The 19,868-nt window shown below is 67.6% G+C and carries 17 protein-coding genes; 4 read left to right on the top strand and 13 right to left on the bottom strand.

The window, feature by feature from the left end; genetic code table 11:
- Positions 1-28: 28 nt before the first annotated feature.
- Together tse5 and VQ065_RS19225 are read left to right on the top strand one after the other, a co-directional pair.
- Positions 29-3,982 (top strand): type VI secretion system effector Tse5, encoded by a 3,954-nt coding sequence (gene tse5, locus VQ065_RS19230; protein ID WP_003090544.1) that lies wholly within the window; start codon positions 29-31, stop codon positions 3,980-3,982.
- Positions 3,979-4,170: a hypothetical protein gene (locus VQ065_RS19225; protein ID WP_003090543.1), complete on the top strand. Its 192-nt coding sequence runs from the start codon at positions 3,979-3,981 to the stop codon at positions 4,168-4,170. Before tse5 ends, VQ065_RS19225 begins: the two co-directional genes overlap by 4 nt.
- Positions 4,171-4,179: 9 nt before the next feature.
- On the opposite strand, the gene VQ065_RS19220 is transcribed toward VQ065_RS19225, so the two are convergent.
- From VQ065_RS19220 to VQ065_RS19175, 10 genes are all read right to left on the bottom strand, one after another.
- Positions 4,180-4,884, bottom strand: a complete 705-nt coding sequence (locus VQ065_RS19220) for a GntR family transcriptional regulator (RefSeq protein WP_003110102.1) — start codon at positions 4,882-4,884, stop codon at positions 4,180-4,182.
- Between the two features lie 50 nt (positions 4,885-4,934).
- The gene (locus tag VQ065_RS19215) at positions 4,935-5,978 is read right to left on the bottom strand and encodes a proline racemase family protein (RefSeq protein ID WP_003090538.1); all 1,044 of its coding nucleotides are present in this window, start codon (positions 5,976-5,978) and stop codon (positions 4,935-4,937) included.
- A gap of 10 nt (positions 5,979-5,988) precedes the next feature.
- On the bottom strand, positions 5,989-7,467 hold the full coding sequence (locus VQ065_RS19210) for an aldehyde dehydrogenase family protein (protein ID WP_003090537.1): 1,479 nt from the start codon (positions 7,465-7,467) through the stop codon (positions 5,989-5,991).
- On the bottom strand, positions 7,464-8,744 hold the full coding sequence (locus VQ065_RS19205; RefSeq protein WP_003110101.1) for an NAD(P)/FAD-dependent oxidoreductase: 1,281 nt from the start codon (positions 8,742-8,744) through the stop codon (positions 7,464-7,466). Before VQ065_RS19205 ends, VQ065_RS19210 begins: the two co-directional genes overlap by 4 nt.
- Positions 8,741-9,784 (bottom strand): 4-hydroxyproline epimerase, encoded by a 1,044-nt coding sequence (locus VQ065_RS19200; protein ID WP_003090534.1) that lies wholly within the window; start codon positions 9,782-9,784, stop codon positions 8,741-8,743. Before VQ065_RS19200 ends, VQ065_RS19205 begins: the two co-directional genes overlap by 4 nt.
- A gap of 56 nt (positions 9,785-9,840) precedes the next feature.
- Positions 9,841-10,719: a 4-hydroxy-tetrahydrodipicolinate synthase gene (gene dapA / locus VQ065_RS19195; protein ID WP_003090533.1), complete on the bottom strand. Its 879-nt coding sequence runs from the start codon at positions 10,717-10,719 to the stop codon at positions 9,841-9,843.
- Positions 10,720-10,746: 27 nt separating this feature from the next.
- Positions 10,747-11,412 (bottom strand): amino acid ABC transporter permease, encoded by a 666-nt coding sequence (locus VQ065_RS19190; RefSeq protein ID WP_003090532.1) that lies wholly within the window; start codon positions 11,410-11,412, stop codon positions 10,747-10,749.
- Positions 11,413-11,424: 12 nt separating this feature from the next.
- A complete protein-coding gene (locus VQ065_RS19185) occupies positions 11,425-12,096 on the bottom strand; it encodes an amino acid ABC transporter permease (RefSeq protein ID WP_003090531.1) in 672 nt (223 codons plus the stop codon).
- A gap of 12 nt (positions 12,097-12,108) precedes the next feature.
- The gene (locus VQ065_RS19180; RefSeq protein WP_003090530.1) at positions 12,109-12,930 is read right to left on the bottom strand and encodes an amino acid ABC transporter ATP-binding protein; all 822 of its coding nucleotides are present in this window, start codon (positions 12,928-12,930) and stop codon (positions 12,109-12,111) included.
- 69 nt (positions 12,931-12,999) lie between these two features.
- Positions 13,000-13,842 carry a transporter substrate-binding domain-containing protein gene (locus VQ065_RS19175; protein WP_003090529.1) on the bottom strand — a complete coding sequence of 281 codons (843 nt, stop codon included), beginning with the start codon at positions 13,840-13,842 and terminating at the stop codon, positions 13,000-13,002.
- Positions 13,843-14,197: 355 nt separating this feature from the next.
- On the opposite strand from VQ065_RS19175, the gene VQ065_RS19170 reads away from it, so the two are divergent.
- Complete coding sequence (locus VQ065_RS19170) at positions 14,198-15,160, top strand: threo-3-hydroxy-L-aspartate ammonia-lyase (protein WP_003090528.1); 963 nt, start codon at positions 14,198-14,200, stop codon at positions 15,158-15,160.
- Between the two features lie 7 nt (positions 15,161-15,167).
- On the opposite strand, the gene VQ065_RS19165 is transcribed toward VQ065_RS19170, so the two are convergent.
- The 3 genes from VQ065_RS19165 to VQ065_RS19155 form a co-directional block, all read right to left on the bottom strand.
- A complete protein-coding gene (locus VQ065_RS19165) occupies positions 15,168-16,409 on the bottom strand; it encodes a dienelactone hydrolase family protein (protein ID WP_023098568.1) in 1,242 nt (413 codons plus the stop codon).
- 182 nt (positions 16,410-16,591) lie between these two features.
- Positions 16,592-17,521: a LysR family transcriptional regulator gene (locus VQ065_RS19160; RefSeq protein ID WP_003090525.1), complete on the bottom strand. Its 930-nt coding sequence runs from the start codon at positions 17,519-17,521 to the stop codon at positions 16,592-16,594.
- Positions 17,522-17,543: 22 nt separating this feature from the next.
- Positions 17,544-18,518: a quinone oxidoreductase family protein gene (locus VQ065_RS19155; protein WP_003090524.1), complete on the bottom strand. Its 975-nt coding sequence runs from the start codon at positions 18,516-18,518 to the stop codon at positions 17,544-17,546.
- Positions 18,519-18,743: 225 nt separating this feature from the next.
- Between VQ065_RS19155 and VQ065_RS19150 the strand changes: the two genes are divergently transcribed.
- Positions 18,744-19,496 carry a class I SAM-dependent methyltransferase gene (locus VQ065_RS19150; RefSeq protein WP_003090523.1) on the top strand — a complete coding sequence of 251 codons (753 nt, stop codon included), beginning with the start codon at positions 18,744-18,746 and terminating at the stop codon, positions 19,494-19,496.
- The last annotated feature ends 372 nt before the right edge of the window (positions 19,497-19,868 follow it).

Raw genomic sequence — 19,868 nt, 5'->3', positions numbered from 1 at the left:
GCGGCTTTTCCCAAGGAAGGATGGATAGATGAGCGGCCTACCGGTTTCCCATGTCGGCGAGAAAGTCTCGGGAGGGGTGATCTCCACCGGCTCGCCCACCGTGCACGTCGGCAGCAGCGCGGTCGGCCTGGCCGACCGGGTGTCCGCCTGCGTGCCGTTGGTGGGCAAGCCGGTCAACCCGATGCTCGGCAGCAAGCTGCTGCCGGAAGAGGTCGATTTCGCCCTGGCGGCGCCGGACACCTTCACCTTCGCCCGTGGCTACCTGTCGAGCAACCCCCGTATCGGCCGGCTCGGCCGGGGCTGGTGGCTGCCGGGCGAGAGCATGCACCTGGAATTGAGCGAAGACGCCTGCGTGCTGGTCGACGCCCAGGGCCGCCGGATCGGCTTTCCTGCGCTGGCTCCCGGCGCGCAGCATTATTCCGGCAGCGAGGAGCTGTGGCTGCGCCGCGGCGGTTCGAGCGGCGGCGAAGCGCAGGCCTGGCGCGGGCGCTGGGCGGCGGTGCCGGCCGAACTGCAGACGCAGGAGGGCTCCGTGCTGGTGCTGTCCGGCCACAGCTACCTGCATTTCCAGCGTTGCCCCGACGGTATCTGGCGCCTGCAGGCCAGCTTCGGCCGCGCCGGCTACCGCACCGAGTTCCGCTGGAGCGGACGTGGCCTGCTCACCGGCGTGCGCGACAGCGCCGGGCGCAGCTATGCGTTGGTCTACCAGCAGGCCTGCGAGCCGAGCGAGGGCGACGACGGCCTGCGTCTGTTCGGCGTGATCCTGGCCAGCCACGACGGACCGCCTCCGGACTACATCGATCCGCAGAGCCCGGGGCTCGACTGGCTGGTGCGCTACCAGTTCAGCGACAGCGGCGACCTGATCGCCGTGCGCGACCGCCTCGGCCAGGTGGTCCGGGTATTCGCCTGGCGCGAGCACATGCTGGTCGCCCACGGCGAACCGGGCGGGCTGGAGGTTCGCTACGAGTGGGATGTCCATGCTCCGCACGGGCGGGTCGTGAAGCAGATCGAGGCGGGCGGCCTGACCCGTACCTTCCGCTACCTGCGCGATGCCACCGAGGTCAGCGACAGCCTCGGCCGCGTCGAACGCTACGAGTTCGCCGGCGAGGGTGGGCAGCGGCGCTGGACCGCGCTGGTCAGGGCCGACGGCAGCCGTAGCGAGTTCGACTACGACCTGTTCGGCCGCCTGGTCGCCATGCGCGACCCGCTGGGGCGGGAGACGCGGCGCCGGCGCGATGGCCAGGGGCGGATGCTCGAGGAGGAGTCGCCGGGCAAGGCGCGCTATCGCAAGCGCGTCGACGAAGAGACCGGGCTGCTGGTCGAGCTGGAGGACGCGATGCAGCGCCGCTGGACCTTCGAGCGCGACGAACGGGGCAATGTGACGACGGTGCGCGGCCCGGCCGGCAGCACCCGCTACGCCTACGAAGACCCGCGCCTGCCCGACCGGCCGACGCGAATCGTCGACCCGCGCGGCGGCGAGCGGCGCCTGGAGTGGAACCGCTTCGGCCTGTTGGCCGCGTTGACCGATTGTTCCGGCCAGGTCTGGCGTTACGACTACGACAACGAAGGACGTTTGGTCGCCAGCAGCGACCCGCTGGGACAACTGACCCGGCGCCGCTACGACCCGCTGGGGCAACTGATCGGCCTGGAATTGGCCGACGGCAGCGCCCTGAGCTATGAATACGACGCCCTTGGGCGGCAGACCCGTATCGCCGATGCCGAAGGGCACGCCACGCTGTTTTCCTGGGGGCACGGCGATCTGCTGGCGCGGGTTTCCGACGCCGGCGGCGGCGAATTGTCCTACCTGCACGACGAAGCCGGCAGGCTGGTCGCCCTGACCAACGAGAACGGCGTCCAGGCGCAGTTCCGCTACGACCTGCTGGACCGTCTGGTGGAAGAGACCGGCTTCGACGGTCGTCGCCAACGCTATCGCTACAACGCCGCTGACGAACTGATCGCCCGCGAGGATGCCGACGGTCGCGAGACCACCTATGCCTACGACCGCGACGGCCGCCTGGCGAGCATCCGGGTTCCCGCCACCGAGCACGCACCGGCCCTGGTCGAGCGTTACCGCTGGTTGGCCGACGGCCGCCTGGCCAGCGCCGGCGGGGCGGATTGCGAGGTGCGCTACACGTACGACGAGGTCGGTAACCTGCGCCTGGAAAGCCAGGTACATGCCGACGGTTGGGTCTACAGCGTCGAGCACAGCCACGACGCGCTAGGCGTGCGCCAGACCAGCCGCTACGGCGACGCGCCGCCGGTCGCCTGGCTGACCTATGGCCCGGGTCATCTGCACGGCGCGCTGGTCGGTGCGGTCGAGCTGGCCTTCGAGCGCGATGCCCTGCACCGTGAGGTGCGTCGCGACGCCCGCCGCGACGGGCAGGATGACGCGTTGTTCACCCAGGAGCGCCAGCACGCGCCGCTGGGACGCCTGCAGCGCAGCCGCCTGCGTCTGGCCGGCGGTTTCGACTGGCAGCGCGGCTATCGCTACGACGGACTTGGACAACTGGTCGGCATCGACGACAACCAGTATCCGTCGGTGCGCTACGAATACGACCTCGGCGGTCGCCTGCTGGCCAGCCGGCGCGCTGGCGCGGCGGCCAGCACCTACCGCTACGACGCCGCCGGCAACCGCCTGGAGGGCGTCGGCGAGTACGCGCGCGAGGACGCTCGCCAGGCATTCGCCGAGAACGAACTGTACCGCTCCGGTTTCAGTCGCTCCGAGGCGCGCGCGAGCCAGGCCGGCGAAGGCCCGGCGCGCTGGGCCGGCAACCGCGTGGAGAGGATCGCCGGCAACCGCTATCGCTTCGATGCGCTGGGCAACCTGGTCGAGCGTATCGGCGCCGACGGCGAGCGCCTGCGCCTGGCCTACGACGGCGCGCAGCGCCTGGTCCATCTGACGCGCGATTACGCCGACGGCACGCGGCTGGAGGCGCGCTACCGCTACGACGCGCTGTCGCGACGGATCGCCAAGGTGGTGCTGCGCGACGGTGTCGAGCAGCAGGTGCGCTTCGGTTGGGACGGCGATCGCCAATGCGCCGAAGCCTTTGCGCGGGAACTGCGCACCACCGTTCACGAACCGGGCGGTTTCGTCCCGTTGCTGCGCCTGGAGCAGGCCTGTGAGCCCGATCCCCCGGAGCTGCTGCAACTGCGCCAGGCGTTCGCCGCCGAGGGCCAGCCGCTGCCGGCGCAATGCGTGCCGGCGCTGGGCGAGGCGCGGATCGCTTTCTTCCACACCGACCACCTCGGTACCCCCCTGCAGCTGAGCGACGAACGTGGCCAACTGCGTTGGCAGGGCGTTCCGGACGACTGGCGGGCGGTAGCGCCGGAACGACAGCCGGGTGCGCAGCCGATCCGCTTCCAGGGGCAGTACCACGATGAGGAAAGCGGCCTCTACTACAACCGCTACCGTTACTACCTGCCGGAAGCCGGGCGCTATGCCAGCCAGGACCCGCTCGGCCTGGGCGGTGGCCCCAACCCCTATGCCTACGCGCTGAACGCGCCCACGCTGGCCTACGATCCCACCGGCCTGATCATCCCGCTGGTGGTGATCGGCGCCTTCGCCGCCCGCGCCGCGATCGGAGCGGCGCTGGGCGCCGGCATCGAGCTGGGGATGCAGACCGGCAAGCAGGTGCTGGGGCAGATGAAGGACAACTGGGACAGCGATCGCGACCTCACCGATATCAAGTGGAAGTGCATCGACATCAACTGGAAACACGTCGGCGCCTCGGCGGCCATCGGCACCGTGGCGCCGGGCATGCTCAGCACCGGCAAGACCGTGGTGCAGTCCGCCAAGGCGATCAGGACCCTTTCCGGACAGGCGGCCAACACCGCCAACCGCGCGGCCAAGCTGGCCGCGCGCAAGGCCGCCCATGCCGATACCATCAAGAAGGCCGTGGCCACCCAGGCCGCCTGGCAGACGGGCAAGCAGATCGTCAAATGCCCGCTGAAGGACGAAGAAGAGGAGTGCCCGCCGCAATGATCAAGCATTACCTGCTGATGACCCTCGTCTGCATACCGCTGGCGTTGCTCTACGTCTGCCTGGAATGGTTCTTCGGCAACACCTGGGTGACCGTCGGGGTGTTCTTCGGCGTGCTCGTCGTGCTGCGCCTCGGGCTCTACCTCTACCGCCGCTCGAAGGGCATCAGGGACGGCTACCTGGACGAGTGAGCCGTCGGTTCAGCTCACCGACATCCTGGCCGTGAGGTTCTGCTGCATGTAGTCGAGGAAGCGCCGCTGGAACAGCATGGTGTGCTCGTGGGCGGCCTTTTCCGCGGCGTCGGCGTCGCGTGCGGTGATGGCTTCGATGATCTCGTCGTGGTCGCGGCCCAGCTTGATCGAGCTGGCCGAGCTGACGATGTGGTCGAAATGCAGGTGCAGCAGGCGCTGGCCTTCGCCCAGCAGGCGCTCGTAGTAGCTGATGAAATATGGGTTGCGGCCGGCCTCGGCGACACTCATGTGGAACGCCTTGTTCAGTTCCGACATGGCCTGGAAATCGCCGCTGGCGACCGCTTCCATGTAGGCGGCGTCGGCCCGACGGATGTTCTCCAGGTCGTCCTCCTTGTGCTGGCTGGCCGCCAGGCGTGTCACTGCGCGCTGGATCAGGTCCAGCGCGGCGATGTAGTTGGGGAATTCCTCGATCTCGAACGGTGTGACCAGGGTGGTTCGGTTGGGCAGGATGGTCACCAGGCCTTCGGTGACCAGGCGCGCCAGGGCGTCGCGCACCGGCGAGCGGGACAGGCCGAACTGTGCGGCCAGAGACACTTCGTCCAGTTGTACGCCGGGCTTGAGCTTCAGCGTGAGGATCTGCCGACGCAGTTCCTCGTAGATGTAGCGGCCGCCATGGCGCCGTCCGCCGCTTTCGGTTTCTTGCTCTTTGCCCATCATCAGGTCTCGGTGTTCGCGGACTGTGTCATACAGACCAGCCCGTCATCTTAGCGTGGCGTGGTCGGCCTCGGGAATGCCGGACCCCAGGTATCGCTGAGCATGAATCCGGCTGCCAGCGGGTCGTCCGGATCGATGCCGAGCTGCTGCAGGCCATACAGCCAGGCGCGTCCTTCCACTCGGGGGAGAATCGCAGGTCGTCCGCCAACCTCGGTATGGCCGAGCAGCTCGACCTGGAATTCGCCACCGATGATGGAGCGCGACAGCAGCCGTTCGCCGACCTGTACCAGGCCGCGCGCACTCAGCGTCGCCAGGTTGGCCGAGCTGCCGGTGCCGCAGGGCGAGCGGTCGACCCGACCCGGCGGCAAGGTGGTGCAGGTCTGGTAGGTGCGGGCGTCCAGGCGCTTGCGGAACATCACGTAGGCCACTTCGTCGATCCCGGCATACAAGGGGTGGCGTACGCGCACCTGGCGGTTGATCAGCTCCTTCAGGCGGACTCCGGCGTCGGCCAAGTGGCGGGCGTTCTCCGCAGCGATGCGCAGACCGACCTGGTCGACGTCCACCAGTGCGTAATAGACGCCGCCGAACGCCAGGTCGAGGGTCAGCGGGCCGAACGCGTCGCCGTCAATGCAAACGTCGAGCTGCTCGACGAAGGACGCTACCATGTCCAGCGAAACGCTCAGGCAGCGCCCGTCGGAGCAGCGTGCGCGGGCGGTGACCAGGCCGGCCGGGGTGTCGAGCACGACGGTGGTTTCCGGTTCGTGCATCGGCAACATGCCCAGCTCCAGCAAAGCGGTGACCACGCAGATGCAATTGCTGCCGGACATGGGGTGGGCCTTGTCGGCCTGAAGCACGATGAAGCCGGCGTGGGCCTCCGGGCGGGTCGGCGGCAGCAGCAGGTTCACCGACATCTGCAGGCAGCCGCGTGGCTCCAGCGTCACCAGGCGGCGAAGGCTATCGTCCACCCGGTTGATGTGGTTCATCTTGTCCAGCATGGTCGCGCCGGGGATGCCGAGCACACCGCCGGTGATCACTTTGCCGATCTCGCCCTCGCAGTGCACCTCGGCCAGTTGTAGCGTTTTCTTCCAGCGCATCGTTCCTACCTCACTTGATATACCAGCCCCAGGGGCGGTCGCTGTCGTAGCGTGTGATCTGCTTGGTTTCCAGGTAGTTGTCGAGGCCCCATTCGCCCAGCTCGCGTCCTATGCCGCTGTGCTTGTAGCCACCCCAGGGCGCCTCGGTGAAAGTCGGCTGCGAGCAGTTGATCCAGACGATTCCGGCACGAAGGCGGCGGGCGACGCGCTGGCAGCGCTGCAGGTCGCGGGACATCACTGCGGCACCCAGGCCGAAGCGCGAGGCGTTGGCCGAACGTACGGCTTCCTTCTCGTCGTCGAAAGGGCGCACGCAGACCACCGGCCCAAAAATTTCCTCGTTCCAGATCCAGGCGTCTTCCGGCACGTCGGCGAATACCGTGGGCTGTACATAGAAACCCTTGTCCAGGCCGGCCGGGCGTTTGCCGCCGCAGACCAGCCGAGCGCCATCCTCGTGGCCACGGGCGATGGCCTGCAGCACCTTGTCGTACTGGGTCCTGTTCACCAGCGGACCGAGCAGGACGCCTTTCTCGAGGCCGTTGCCGATGGTGATTTTGCGGGCTTCCTCGGCCAGGCGTTCGAGCAGGGGCTGGTACAGGGCGCGCTCCACCAGCACACGGGAGGTGGCGGAGCAGACCTCGCCCTGGTTCCAGAAAATGCCGAACAGTATCCACTCCACCGCGGCTTCCAGGTCGCTGTCGGCAAAGATCACGAAGGGCGACTTGCCGCCCAGTTCCAGGCTGATGTTCTTTATGTCGCGGGCCGCGGCCTGCATGATCCGGCTGCCGGTGGGGACGCTGCCGGTGAAGGCCAGCTTGTCGATATCCGGGTGCTCGGCCAGCGGTGCGCCGGCGTCCGCGCCGAGACCGGTGACCACGTTCAGCACGCCCGCCGGCAAGCCGGCCTCATGGGCGATTTCAGCCAGGTGCAAGGCGCTCAGCGGGGTCAGCTCCGAAGGCTTGAGGACCATGCAGCAGCCGGCGGCCAGTGCCGGTGCGACCTTCCAGGAAGCCATCAGCATCGGGAAGTTCCAGGGGATGATCGCGCCGGCCACCCCGACGGGTTCTCTGCGCGCCACGGCACTGAAGCGCTCGTCGGCCAGGGCGATCTGCCGCTCCCGGTTCGTGTCCAGCCGTTCGGCGAGGTCGGCGTAGAAATCGAAGCAACCGGCGGTGTCGTCGATGTCCCACAGGGCTTCGGGCAGCGGCTTTCCATTGTCTCGTACCTCCAGTTCGGCCAGCTCCCGCTGGCGGCCGCGGATGCCCTGGGCGATGCGTCGCAGTACGGCGGCGCGCTCGGCACCGGCGAGGTTCGGCCAGGGACCGTCGTCGAAGGCGGCGCGGGCGGCCTTGACCGCGGTATCGATGTCTTCGGCGGTGGCGGCGCCGACACGGGCGAGCAACGATTCGTCGCTCGGATCGAAGGTCTCGAAGCTGCCGCCTCTGGCGGGAGCGATCCACTGGCCGTCGATATAGAGCTGCTGGTAGTTCATGCGAGTCCTCCGATAAGGGCGAAACGATGGGCGCAGAAAGGCGTCAGGTCCTGGGCCGGCTGGCGATCCGCGGCCAGGTCGGTGACCAGGCGGCCGGTGGTGGCGCCGAGGGTCAGGCCGAGTTGGCCGTGGCCGAAGGCCATCAGCACGTTGTTCAGGCGCGGCGAGCGGTCGATCACCGGCTTGGTATCGGGCAGGAACGGCCGGTAGCCGACGCCGAATTCGACCTGCTCGGTTTTCAATCGAGGCAACACGCGGCGCGCTTTTTCCAGGATGATTTCGGCGCGTCGAAAGTTCGGCTCGGCGTCGGGGCCGGCGAATTCGATAGTGCCGCCGATCTGCAGGCCGCGGGTCATGGGGCTGAAGCAGAAACCACCGTCGGCGTAGATCACCGAGTGACGGATTTCCACGCCGGGCGCGGGTAATACGGCCTGGTAGCCGGCGATGCCGACCAGCGGAATGGCGACTCCCAACTGCCCGAAGAAGCGCCGCGAGCCTGTGCCGGCGGCGACCACCACCAGGCTGGCCGGCAGGCGCTGGCCGCCGGCGAGGGTTACACCGCTGGCGCGGTCGGCGCTCTCGTCGATACGACGGACCTCATCGCGTAGACGGATGCCGCCCTGGGCGATGAAGCTTTCGGTCAGCGCGGCGATGAAGCCTTCGGTGTCGCTCACCGCGCGCCAGTCGGGGAACAGCAGGCCATGGTCGAACTTTCCGGCCAGGGCCGGTTCCAGATCGCCGATGGCGGCGGCGTCCAGTTCTTCGGACTTGAATCCCAGGCTCCTGCGCAGCTCCAGATGCGGACGTTCGCGGACCAGGGCGGCGGGGGAGTCGAACACCTCGATGATCGGCCGCTGGCCCAGCAGGTTCCTGTCTGGGCAGGCATCCAGCAAGGGCGCGTAGTCCTCGTAGACGCGATGGGTTAGCCGCGCCAGGTCGCGGGCGATCTCGGCGATCTTCGAATGCCTGGCGCAGGCGACGAAGCGCAGGAACCAGGGCAAGATGCCCGGTAGGGCGCCGGGGCGCAGGGCCAACGGACCCTGCTGGTCGAACAGCCAGCCAGGGACTTTCATCAGAATGCCCGGCTTGGACAGCGGTACCACCTCGCTCACCGCCATCTGCCCGCAACTCCATTTCGCCGTGCTGTCGCCGGGAGCGGCGGGGTCGACCAGGATGACGCGGTAGCCTTCGCGTTGCAGGTAGAGCGCGCAGCAGACGCCGACGATGCCGCCGCCGATGACCACCGCGTCCTGGACAGGGGCCTGCGATCCGTTCATTTCAGGTTCTCGTCGTGATGGGCTGTGCCGGAGAAGTCTTCCAGGCTGAAGCCGTTCCAATAGGGGTGGCTGCGGTCCACATGATGCTCCGAATGACTGGTGATGAAGGCGCGGCCCTCGATGTTCGGATACACCGCCGGGGTGCCGTCGGCCAGTTCGGTGGCGGACTCGACGCGCGCGTCGAAACGGCTGCCGATCAGGCTTTCGTGGCGGAACACCTCGCCGGGCGCCAGCAGCCCCCGCGCATGGCGTTGGGCGACTCGTGCGGAAGTACCGGTACCGCAGGGCGAGCGGTCCACCAGGCTGTCGCCGGCGATCACCACGCTGCGCCCGTCGGAGTCCGCCGCCAGGGGGCGGCCGGTCCACATGCAGTGCCGCACGCCGCGGATGCTCGGGTCCTGCGGATGGACCACGGTGAACTCGCGGTTGATTCGCCGCTGCACTTCGCGCCCCCACTCCAGCAGTTGCTGCGGGCTGAAGTGCTCGCAACCGGGGTAGTTCGGTTGCGGCTCGATGATAGGGTAGAAGTTGCCGCCGTAGGCGATGTCCAGGCGCAACTCGCCCAAGGCCGGCAACTGGACCGTCAGGTCGCGTAGCAGGAGGAAGCTCGGCACGTTGGTGAAACGCACCGAGCCAACCTTGCCGCCTTCCATCCGATAGCGTGCGCGAACCTGCCCGGCCGGAACGTCCACCAGCACTTCGCCTGCCGTGCGCGGTTCGACCAGGCCGCTTTCCAGGGCGAAGGCGATCGAACCCAGGGTGGCGTGCCCGCACATCGGCAGGCAGCCGGACGTCTCGATGAACAGCAGGCTGAAATCGGCCTCCGCGCTCAGCGGCGGATAGAGCAGAGTGCCGGACATGTGGCCGTGGCCACGTGGCTCGAGCATCAGCGCGCGGCGAATCCAGTCGTGCTCGGCGACGAACTGCCGGCGCCGCTCGCTCATGCTGGCGCCGCTCAGCTCGGGTGCACCGGCGATCACCATGCGCACCGGCATGCCTTCGGTATGGCCTTCGATACAGCGGAACGTATGACGGGTCATCTCGGGCTCCTTGGGGTACCGCCGCCACCTATGGCGGGGTACCGGTGCGGGGGTGCTCAGCGCTGGGACGCCTCGAAGACTTTGCGGAACTCGGTCTTCTCCTGATCGCTCAGCGGCAGTAGCGGGGCGCGCGCTTCGCCGGCGGCGAAGCCGGCCAGCTCGCAGCCGTACTTGACCTTCTGCACGAACTTGCCGGCTTCCATGCTGGCCATCACCGGGAACAGCGAGCGCACCACGGCCTGTGCGCCGGCCAGGTCGCCGGAGACGTATTTGCGGTGGAAGTCCACCACCTGGTCCGGGAAGCAGTTGGCCGGCCCGCAGATCCAACTGCTGGCGCCCCAGATAAAGAAGTCCAGGGCCTGGTCGTCCGAGCCGCAGGACAGTTGCAGCCTGCCCTTGTAGGTTTCGCCTATCTCGATGGCGCGCAGCAGGTTGCCGCTGCTCTCCTTGATACCCATCACGCGTGGGTGGTCGGCAAGCGCGCCGAGCACCTCGTAGCCGACTTCCACGTTGGTGCGCACCGGGTAGTTGTAGAGCACCAGGTTGATCTCGGGGAAGGCCTCGAGAATGGTCTTGTAGTGCTGGATCAGCTCGGCTTGCGACGGCAGTGCATAGTAGGGTGGGGCGATGAGGAGGTTGTGGTAGCCGGCATCGACGGTCTGCCTGACCTGCTCCAGCACCTCGCGGGTGCAGGAGCCGTTGGCGCCGGCGATCAGCAGGGCGCGGTCGCCAACCACTTCCTTGACGGTAGCCAGCACCTGGCGGCGCTCCCGGTTGGTCAGGGCGTAGTACTCGCCGGTGGAGCCCAGGGGTACGAAGCCGCTGACGCCAGCCTCGAGCTGGTACTCGATGATCGAGGCGAGAGTGTCGTGATCGACGGCCCCTGATTTGTCGAAGGGCGTGACGAGAGCGGGCAGGATGCCTTGCATGTGCATGGTGCGTCTCCGGTTCGGTGGGGTGGGTCAATAGGCGAAGCGTCTGAGCATCCGCGCCTCGACCACGCCGACCAGGCGGGTCAGCGGGAAGGCGACGAGGAAATAGATGACGGCGACGGCGGAGAGGAACTCCACTGGCCGCGCGGTACTGTTGGAAATGTTCTGGCCGACGAACATCAGGTCGGCGACGCCGACGGAGGAGATCAGAGCGCTCTCCTTGAATAGGCTGACCAGGTTCGACAGCAGCGGTGGAACCGCGCGCAGCAGGGCCTGCGGGAAAACCACGTAGAACACCTTGACCCGCATGGTCAGGCCCAGCGCGACACAGGCGTCGTGCTGTTCGGCGGCGATGGATTTCAGCGCGCCGCGGAAGGTCTCGCTGGTGATCGCCGTCATGAACAGCGTCAGGGAGATGGCCACCGAGACGTAGGGCGGAATATCCAGGCCGAACACCACCGGAAAGCAGAAGAACACCCAGAACAGCTGGATCAGTAATGGCGTGCCGCGGAAGAATTCGACGAAGAGTATCGCCGGGACCTTCAGCAGACGGCTGCGTACGTTGCGCAGCAGGGCCAGGCCGAAGCCGGCCAGGCTGCCGAGCAATGCGCAGCCCAGGGTGAAAGCGAGGGTCAGGCCCAGGCCCTTGAGCAGCACATGCCAATAGGCGAAAACGAGGGTGAAGTCGAGCTGCATGGCGGTTTCTCCTCAGCGCTGCACGGCCAGATCCTGGCGCCGCTCCAGGTACTGCACCAACTGGCCGACGGGCAGCGACAGGGCGAAATAGACGAGGGCGATCAGGGTGTAGGTTTCCAGCGGACGGTAGGCCTCGGTGGCCAGGCTCTTGCCCACGTACATCAGGTCGGAAACCGCGACGATAGCCACCAGAGCACTCTGCTGCAGGCTGCCGATGCCATTGGTCATCAGCACCGGTACTGCGCTGCGCAGGGCCTGTGGCAGCACCACGTGGAGCGTGCGCTGCCAGGGCTTGAGGCCGAGGGCGGTACTGGCATCCAGCTGTTCGCGCGGCACCGCCTGTACGCCGGCCCGGTAGGCTTCGGCGTTGAACGCGGTGAGATTCAGACCCAGGGCCAGAAAGCCCATGACGATGGGCTCGATGAACAGGCCGAAGAGCATCGGCAAGCAGTAGAAGAACCACACGATCTGCAGCAGCGCCGGGGTGCAGCGGAAGAATTCGACGAACAACTGCGCCGGCCAGCGGATGAAGAACCAGCGACTGAGCGTCATCAGGCTCAGGCCGAATCCGGCGACGAGACCGATCAGGTTCGACACCAGCGCCAACTCCAGAGTGACCTTCAGGCCATCGAGCAATGCCGGCAGGCTGCCGCCGAGAAAGTGGAAATCGAACTGGTAGTTCACGACGCCGCCTCCTCAGTCCAGGTGCACGACCTTTTCCAGGAACTCGCGGGTGCGGGTTTCCCTGGGTTGGCTGAATATCTGTTCGGGGCGGCCCTGCTCGACCACCTTGCCATTCGCGCAGAACACCACTCGGGTGGCGATGTGACGGGCGAAATGCATGTCGTGGGTGACGATGATCATCGCCATCTTCTGCTCGGCCAGTTGCAGCATCACGTTCTGCACCTCGATGACCATCTCCGGGTCGAGCGCCGAAGTGACTTCGTCGAACAACATCAGCCGGGGTTCGAGCATCAGCGCGCGAGCGATCGCCACGCGCTGCTTCTGGCCGCCGGAAAGCTGGCTGGGGTAGGCGTGCAACTTGTTTTCCAGGCCCAGGCGGGCAAGGTAGGCGTGGGCCTTTGCGCTGGCCTCGGCCCTGGACCAGCCGCGGACCCTGCATGGTGCGAGGATCAGGTTGCCCAGCACCGATAGATGCGGGAACAGGGTGTAGTGCTGGAAGACCATGCCGATCTGCGTACGCAGGGATTCGTCCAGCGGCTTGCCGTGGCGTCGCTCGCCATTGATGTAGGGCTTGCCCTGGAAGGAGATGGTGCCGCCCTGGATGCCTTCGAGGCCCATCAGCACCCGGAGCAGGGAACTCTTGCCGCTACCGGACGGGCCGATGATCACCAGGCGGTCGTCGGCGCGCATGTCCAGGTTCATGTCGTCCATTACCACCAGTTGTTCGCCGTACGCCTTGCGGACGCCGCGCAACTGGATGAAGTCGCCGTCGAGGGAGATGTTCGAGGCGAGCGGAACCTGTGGCTGGGTAGCCACCAAACGGGGAATGTTCATTGCAGGACTTCTCCGGGGCCGCCAGTGGGGAGGCAGCCCGCTATGCGAGTCGGGATCTGCTGAGCAGGATTACTGGGCGGAAGCCTGGGCGTTGACCTGGGCGGACGCCTCGTCCACCAGCCGGTCGATCTCGCCGGTCTCGCGGCGTTGGGTCAGGTAGATGTTGAGAACCTGCAGGTCCGCTGCCGAAACGTCGCGGCGCATACCGAAGGAGACGCCCTGTTTGGCCAGCGCCGGCCGGGGCAGGACCTCTTTCGCCCAGGCGTTGGCCAGCGTGTACAGATGGTTGGTGTCGCTGGCATCGACCAGCACGTCGGCACGCCGCGACATCAGGGCAAGGCGGGTTTCGTCCATGCCTGGCAGGCGCATCACGCGGCCTTGCCTGACGACATTGGAAATCGCCTTATCCTGGGCTGTGCCGGACATCACCGCAAAGGTCACACCGGGCTTGTCGTAATCTGCGATGGCGTTGCCTGCCCCGCTGAACTTGGGGTTTTCCTTGTTGACCACCAGCGACACCTGGTAATCGGTCGCTGGTGCGGAGAAGGATACCGCCAGGGCCCGCTCCGGCGTCTGGTTGAGGGCCATGGCCAGGTCCCATTTGCCGCTCTGCAGCCCGGCGACGAGGTTGTCCCAGTTGGTGTCGACGAATTCCACCCTGACCTTCAGCACTTTCTCACCGAAGTTGCGGCACAGGTCGACGAAGTAACCGCTGTATTGGCCGCTGCCGGCATTGCGCATGACATACGGCGCGGCGACCGCGGCGCCGCAGCGTAGCACGCCGGCCTTCTGTACGTTCTGCCACAGAGAAGCATCGTCGGCGGCCTGGGAAGGGGCGTGGCCGAGCAGGATGCCGAGGGCACCCGCACAGACCAGTAGGTGACGGATGGAGCGAGGAAGCAAACGAACCATTTTGACCTCTCCGTTGATTTGTTCTTGTAGGCAGAAGGGCAAATAACCTATCGCTGCGTGTTTCGTTGTGTTCCATGCTGTGTGCAGCAATGTATGCAGAGTATTTTCAACACACGAGTCCTGTCAACAGCTCACGGCTGATTCGTTCGCCAGTCGCGACTGATCGGTCAGGCGAGCCCGTCCGCTGGAACCAGTCGCACGCCTTCGCTCTCCAGGCGCCCGCGATACGTTCGCCGAGGCTCTGCTGGCGGCTTCCCACTGGTAATCTTGTGGCGGGTCGGCGGACGGGCGTTTCGCCCATGCGCCCTGCGCGAGGCGCCGGCCAGTCATCCTTCCCGCGTTCAAGGAACCGACCATGCACGACCTGCCTACCTACGACGATGTGATCGCCGCCGCCGCGCGGATCGCCGGGCATGCCAACCGCACGCCGGTGATGTCCTCGCGTACCCTCGACGAAGAACTCGGCGCGGAAGTCTTCTTCAAATGCGAAAACCTGCAGCGCATGGGAGCGTTCAAGTTCCGCGGCGCCTTCAACGCGCTGTCGCGGTTTTCCGCCGAGCAGCGTGCCGCCGGGGTGGTGGCGTTCTCCTCCGGCAACCACGCCCAGGCCATCGCCCTCTCGGCGCGCTTGCTGGGGATCCCGGCGACCATCGTGATGCCGGCCGACGCGCCGGCGGTGAAGATCGAGGCGACCCGTGGCTACGGCGGGCAGGTAGTGCTCTATGACCGCTATACGGAAGATCGCGAGCAGATCGGCCGCGACCTGGCGCAGCGCCATGGCCTGACCCTGATCCCGCCCTACGATCACCCCGACGTGCTGGCCGGGCAGGGCACCGCGGCCAAGGAACTGTTCGAAGAAGTCGGTCCGCTGGACGCCTTCTTCGCGCCCCTCGGCGGCGGCGGCTTGCTCTCCGGCTGCGCCCTGGCGATCCGCGCGCTGGCGCCGGCCTGCCGGATCTACGGGGTGGAGCCGGAGGCCGGCAACGATGGCCAGCGTTCGCTGCGCAGCGGCGCCATCGTGCATATCGATACGCCGCAGACCCTCGCCGATGGCGCCCAGACCCAGCATTTGGGCAATCTCACCTTCCCGCTGATCCAGCGCAACGTCGATGACATCCTCACCGCCAGCGACGCCGAACTGGTGGATGGCATGCGCTTCCTCGCCGCGCGGATGAAGCTGCTGGTCGAGCCCACCGGTTGCCTCGGCCTGGCCGCCGCCCGCCAGCGCAAGGACGAATTGCGCGGCAAGCGGGTCGGGATCCTGCTCAGCGGCGGTAACGTCGACCTGGCGCGTTTCTGCGCCTTGCTCGGCGGCTAGCCGGCCGCTAGAGGCCGAGTCCTTCGCTGGCTGCCCAGCGCGCCATCAGGCGGTTCGACGGCAGGCTTTCGTCGAGCAGCTTGCGCGCGCTTTCCACCCCCGCGACCGGCAGGCCCTGCGGGTCGAGCAGGCCGATCTGCACCAGCACGCCGGCCTGGTCCCAATAGATGTGCTCGTGGTACAGGCGGTCGCCGCGAAAGCGCACCACGCCGAGCATGGGGATTTCCACGAAGCGCCCGGTGGGTGGGACGCCGGGCAGCAGCCAGTCGATCTCGCAGCTGTGGGTGAAGCGCATGACGAACTCGTCGACCACCTGCAGCGCCCCCACCGTCCGCGAAATCGGCGTGAGGGTCATGTCCGGCGGGTTGCCGTGGATGAAGTGATGGCGGTAGAAGCGGCTCAGTTCGCGCTGGCCGACGCCGCCGGTGAGGGTCGGGACATGGTTGACGTAGGGCTCGGCGACCATGGTCGCCATGGTCGCGGCGACGTCGCGGGTATCGAACTCGTGGCGCACATGCTCGTCCCACAGCGCGGAGAGGTCGAAGTTCGGCCCGATCTCCCGCTTCAGGGCGGCGATGCTGCGTTCGTGGGCCATCAGGTAGGCCGGTTTGTCGAAGTGCATGCCGCCGACGCGGGCGAAGGCGTGATCGACGCCGGGGTAGAGGTACAACTCGGTCTTGGGCAGGTTGCGCAGGCAGGGCAGGATCGCGTCGCGGGCCTGCTGCGGGCAGTAGGCGTCCTGTTCGGCGAAATGCAGCACCAGCCGGCCCTTGATCTGTTTCGCCTCGTCGAGCAGCGCCTCGATGCCCATGCCATAGTAGCCCACCGAGCAGGAGACGTCGGTGCGCGTCGCGGCGAGGTAGGCCAGCTTGCCGCCCATGCAGAAGCCGACGAAGCCGATCCCGGCGTGGACCACCTCCTCGCGTTGGCGCAGGTGCTCGATACAGGCGGCGATGTCGTCCACCGCGGCGTCCAGGTCGATGCGCCGGAACAGCTCGATGGCCTTGGCGAAGGCCGCTTCGTCGTAGCCCAGGTCGACCCCCGGCTGGAGCCGCCAGAACAGGTCGGGGACCAGGGCCACGTAGCCCTCTTCGGCGTACAGGTCGGCCACCGCGCGCATGTTCGCGTTGACGCCGAAGATTTCCTGACCGATCACCACGCCCGGCCCCTTGCCGCTGGCGGGGAGCGCGAGATACGCGTCGAACCGGCCGCTGCCGTCGGACGCGGCGATGCTGACGTACTGTCCCATGCCTGGATTCCTCATCGGGTTGTTGTTGGAGTGGGAAAACGGGAAAGCGAAGCGAACCAGCCTAGTAGGAACCGGCCGGCGGGTCATTGGCTATCCGCATGCTGGCGGGAGGGTATCCGGATTGTCCGGGAGCGAGGGGCGGGAGGCGGCGCGATCCTCGGCGAGCCGCTCGCGGATACCGCTCAGTCCCGCTGGCGCTGCCAGGGCGGGCCCGCGGCGAACCGCGCTTCCACCCATTGGCGGAACGCGCTGGCCGCCGCCGTGGCGTAGCGCGCTGAGGGGCGCACCAGGTAGACGCCGGCGTCGGCATCCAGTTGCCACTCCGGCAGCACCCGTACCAGCCTGCCGGCTTCGAGGTCGCGGCTCATCAGCCACTCGCCGGCGGCGAAGATGCCCAGGCCCTGGCGTGCGGCGCAGAGCAGGGCCTCGTTGTCGTTGCTGACCATCGAGCCGCGTACCCGCACGGGCTGCTGTTCGTCCTGGCGGGTCAGCTTCCACTCCGGGTACGAGTGCAGTCCGCTGAAGCCGAGGCAATTGTGTGCCGCCAGGTCGGCCGGGATACGCGGTACCCCATGCCGCTCCAGGTAGTCGGGAGCGGCGCCGAGGATGCGCCGATGGGCGCACAGCCGCCTGGCCACCAGGCGGCTGTCGGCCAGTTCGCCGACCCGGATCGCGAGGTCGAAGCCTTCCGCGATGATGTCGACGAAGCGCTCCGAATAGTCGGTTTCCAGCACCACCTGCGGATGCGCCAGGGCGAACTCCGCCAGCAGCGGACCGAGCCAGAGCCGGCCCATCGCCGACGGCAGGGCGATGCGCAGGCGTCCGCGCAGTTGCGCGGCGCCCAGGCTGGCTTCGTGCTCGGCCTCGTCGAGCAGGTCGACGGCCTGGCGGAAGCGGCTCGCCAGGCGCTCGCCTTCATCGGTGAAGCGCAGTTGCCGGGTGGTGCGTTCGACCAGGCGGATGCCGAGGCGACGCTCCAGTGCGCCGAGCCGCTTCGAGAGCACCGAGGGATGTCGTTGCAGGGCGCGGCCGGCGGCGGCGAACGAACCGTGCTCGGCCAGGGCCAGGAGCGTGGCGACTTCATCGGCCTGCCGGCTGTCGAACGGTTGCATGCATGCGCCTCTTGCGAGTGGGTCAGGGCAAGAGTACCAGCGCGCCTTGCGAGCGTCCCTCCAGCAGATCGGTATGCGCCACGGCCGCCTCGGCCAGCGGGTAGCGCCGCCAGACCCGGGGCTGGATGACACCGTCTGCATGGGCGCGCAGCACAGCCTGCGCGCGTAGCCGGTATTCCTCCGGGTTGGCGGTGTGGGCGGCGAGCGAGGGACGGGTGAGGAACAGCGAACCCTTGGCGTTGAGGGTGGCGACTTCGACGGCTGGCGGCACGCCGGAGGTAGCGCCGAAGGACACCAGCAGGCCGCGCGGACGCAAGCTGTCCAGGGATGCCTCGAAGGTAGCGCGACCGATGGGGTCGTAGACCACATCGACCTTGCGCCCGGCGGTCAGCTCGGCGACCTGGGCGGCGAGACTGGCCGCGTCGAACACCAGCACCTCGTCGCAGCCGGCAGCCCTGGCCCGCTCGACGCTTTCCGCCTTCGACACCACGCCGATCACCCAGGCGCCCAGGTGCCGGGCCCAGGCCGCCATCAACTGGCCGACGGCGCCCGCCGCGCCGTACAGCAGGATGCGTGTGCCGGGCCCGACGGGGTAGGTGGCGTGCAGCAGGTAGTGCGCGGTGATGCCCTTGAACAGCAGCGCCGCCGCGTCCTCGAAAGCGAGTGTGTCGGGCAGCTTCAGCAAGCGCTCGGCGGGGTAGAGCCGGGCGCTGGCATAGGCGCCCAGCGGGCCGGTGGCATAGGCGACGCGGTCGCCCGGCGCCAGTCCGGAGACTCCCGGACCCAGCGCGGCGACCACCCCGGCGCCTTCCAGGCCGAGGCCGGACGGCAGCGGAATCGGTGCCGCTCCCGAGCGCTGGCCGAGGTCCAGCGGATTGACGCCGATGGCGGCCTGCTCCAGCCAGACCTCGCCGGGGCCCGGTTGCTGCGCCTGGACTTGCTCCAGGCGCAGGACCTCGGGGCCTCCGTTTGCGTTGAGGGTGATGCGACTGGGCATGGCGGTCTCCTTGGCTGCGTTCGTCGTTCCGGCAGTCTAATGAAGCATCCGGGGATGACCAGGTAGGTTCTTTGCAGTTGATTGCTGCACCGCATGCAGTAGTGAGACGGTGCTCCAAGGTGACCGAAAGTCGTGTTTCCGTATCGACGGGATTCGCCTAGTGTAAGGCGGCAGCCTGGACGGCCATGGTCCCTGTGGTCGCCGGGATCATTTCGGGAGAGTCCCATGACGGCACCTTTCAAGGATCATTTCTCCACCGGTTCGGCGAACTACGCCGCACATCGTCCGACCTACCCGGCGCGGTTGGTCGACGAGCTGGCCGCGCTCTGCCCCGGCACCCGCCTGGCCCTGGACTGCGGCTGCGGCACCGGACAGCTCACGGTGCTGTTGGCCGAGCGTTTCGAACGGGTGGTCGGTACCGACGCCAGCGCCGCGCAGATCGACAAGGCGCAGGCGCGCGAGCGGGTCGAGTATCGCGTGGCCCTGGCCGAGGAAAGCGGGCTGGCGGCGGCCAGCGCCGACCTGGTGACGGTCGCCCAGGCCGCCCACTGGCTGGACCTGCCGCGCTTCTACGAGGAAGTCCGGCGTGTGGCCCGTGCGGACGCCATCCTGGCTCTGGTTACCTATGGCGTATTGCATGTCGACGGCCCCATGGAACCGCTGGTCCAGCACTTCTACCACCAGGTCGTCGGCCCCTACTGGCCTGCCGAGCGGCGCCACGTGGAGGAGGGCTACCGCAATCTGCCGTTCCCCTTCGAGGAGCGCCGCCTGCCGGACCTGGCCATCGAGGTGGCCTGGACCCTGGACGAACTGCTGGGCTATGTCGGTACCTGGTCGGCGGTGAAGGAAGCCGGCAAGGCCCTTGGCCAGGATCCGGGCGCCGCGTTCGTCGATGAGCTGCGCGAAGCCTGGGGCGACCCGCAGACGCGCTATCGGGTCAGTTGGCCGCTGACGGTGCGCGCCGGGGTGATCCGCTGAGCTATCGGACGCAATCCGAAACTCAACCATGACGGCGGGGAGAGCGCCGATCGCGTCCGCCAGCGCTTCCGCCTGCCGTCTACGCAGGTCGCTGCAACCCCTTGGCAGCCGCGGCGTCGCTTGAGCGCGGGCACAGGGGCAGGTGGCGCGCCGAGTCGTATTCGTCGAACTCGCCATGCCGCCCCAGGCCGGGTCGGCGTGCAGGTTGCCAGTCCCTGGCGTACGGGGCGCTCAGTGCGTGCTTTCGTTTCACTGAGCCAGGTTTTCCAGCGCTATGAAGAAATCGCCCCGATTGCAGGATGAGTCTTGCTTTCGTCCCGGTTTCACTGCCGCTGGCTGCTGAATCGAGGGTGCACTCCGCGCAGTCCGGCC

Source organism: Pseudomonas sp. KBN10P06128, from assembly GCF_037574945.1.
Lineage (GTDB): Bacteria > Pseudomonadota > Gammaproteobacteria > Pseudomonadales > Pseudomonadaceae > Pseudomonas > Pseudomonas aeruginosa.
The sequence above is the reverse complement of the archived record's forward strand: the minus strand, read 5'-3'. Positions and strand labels throughout refer to the sequence as shown.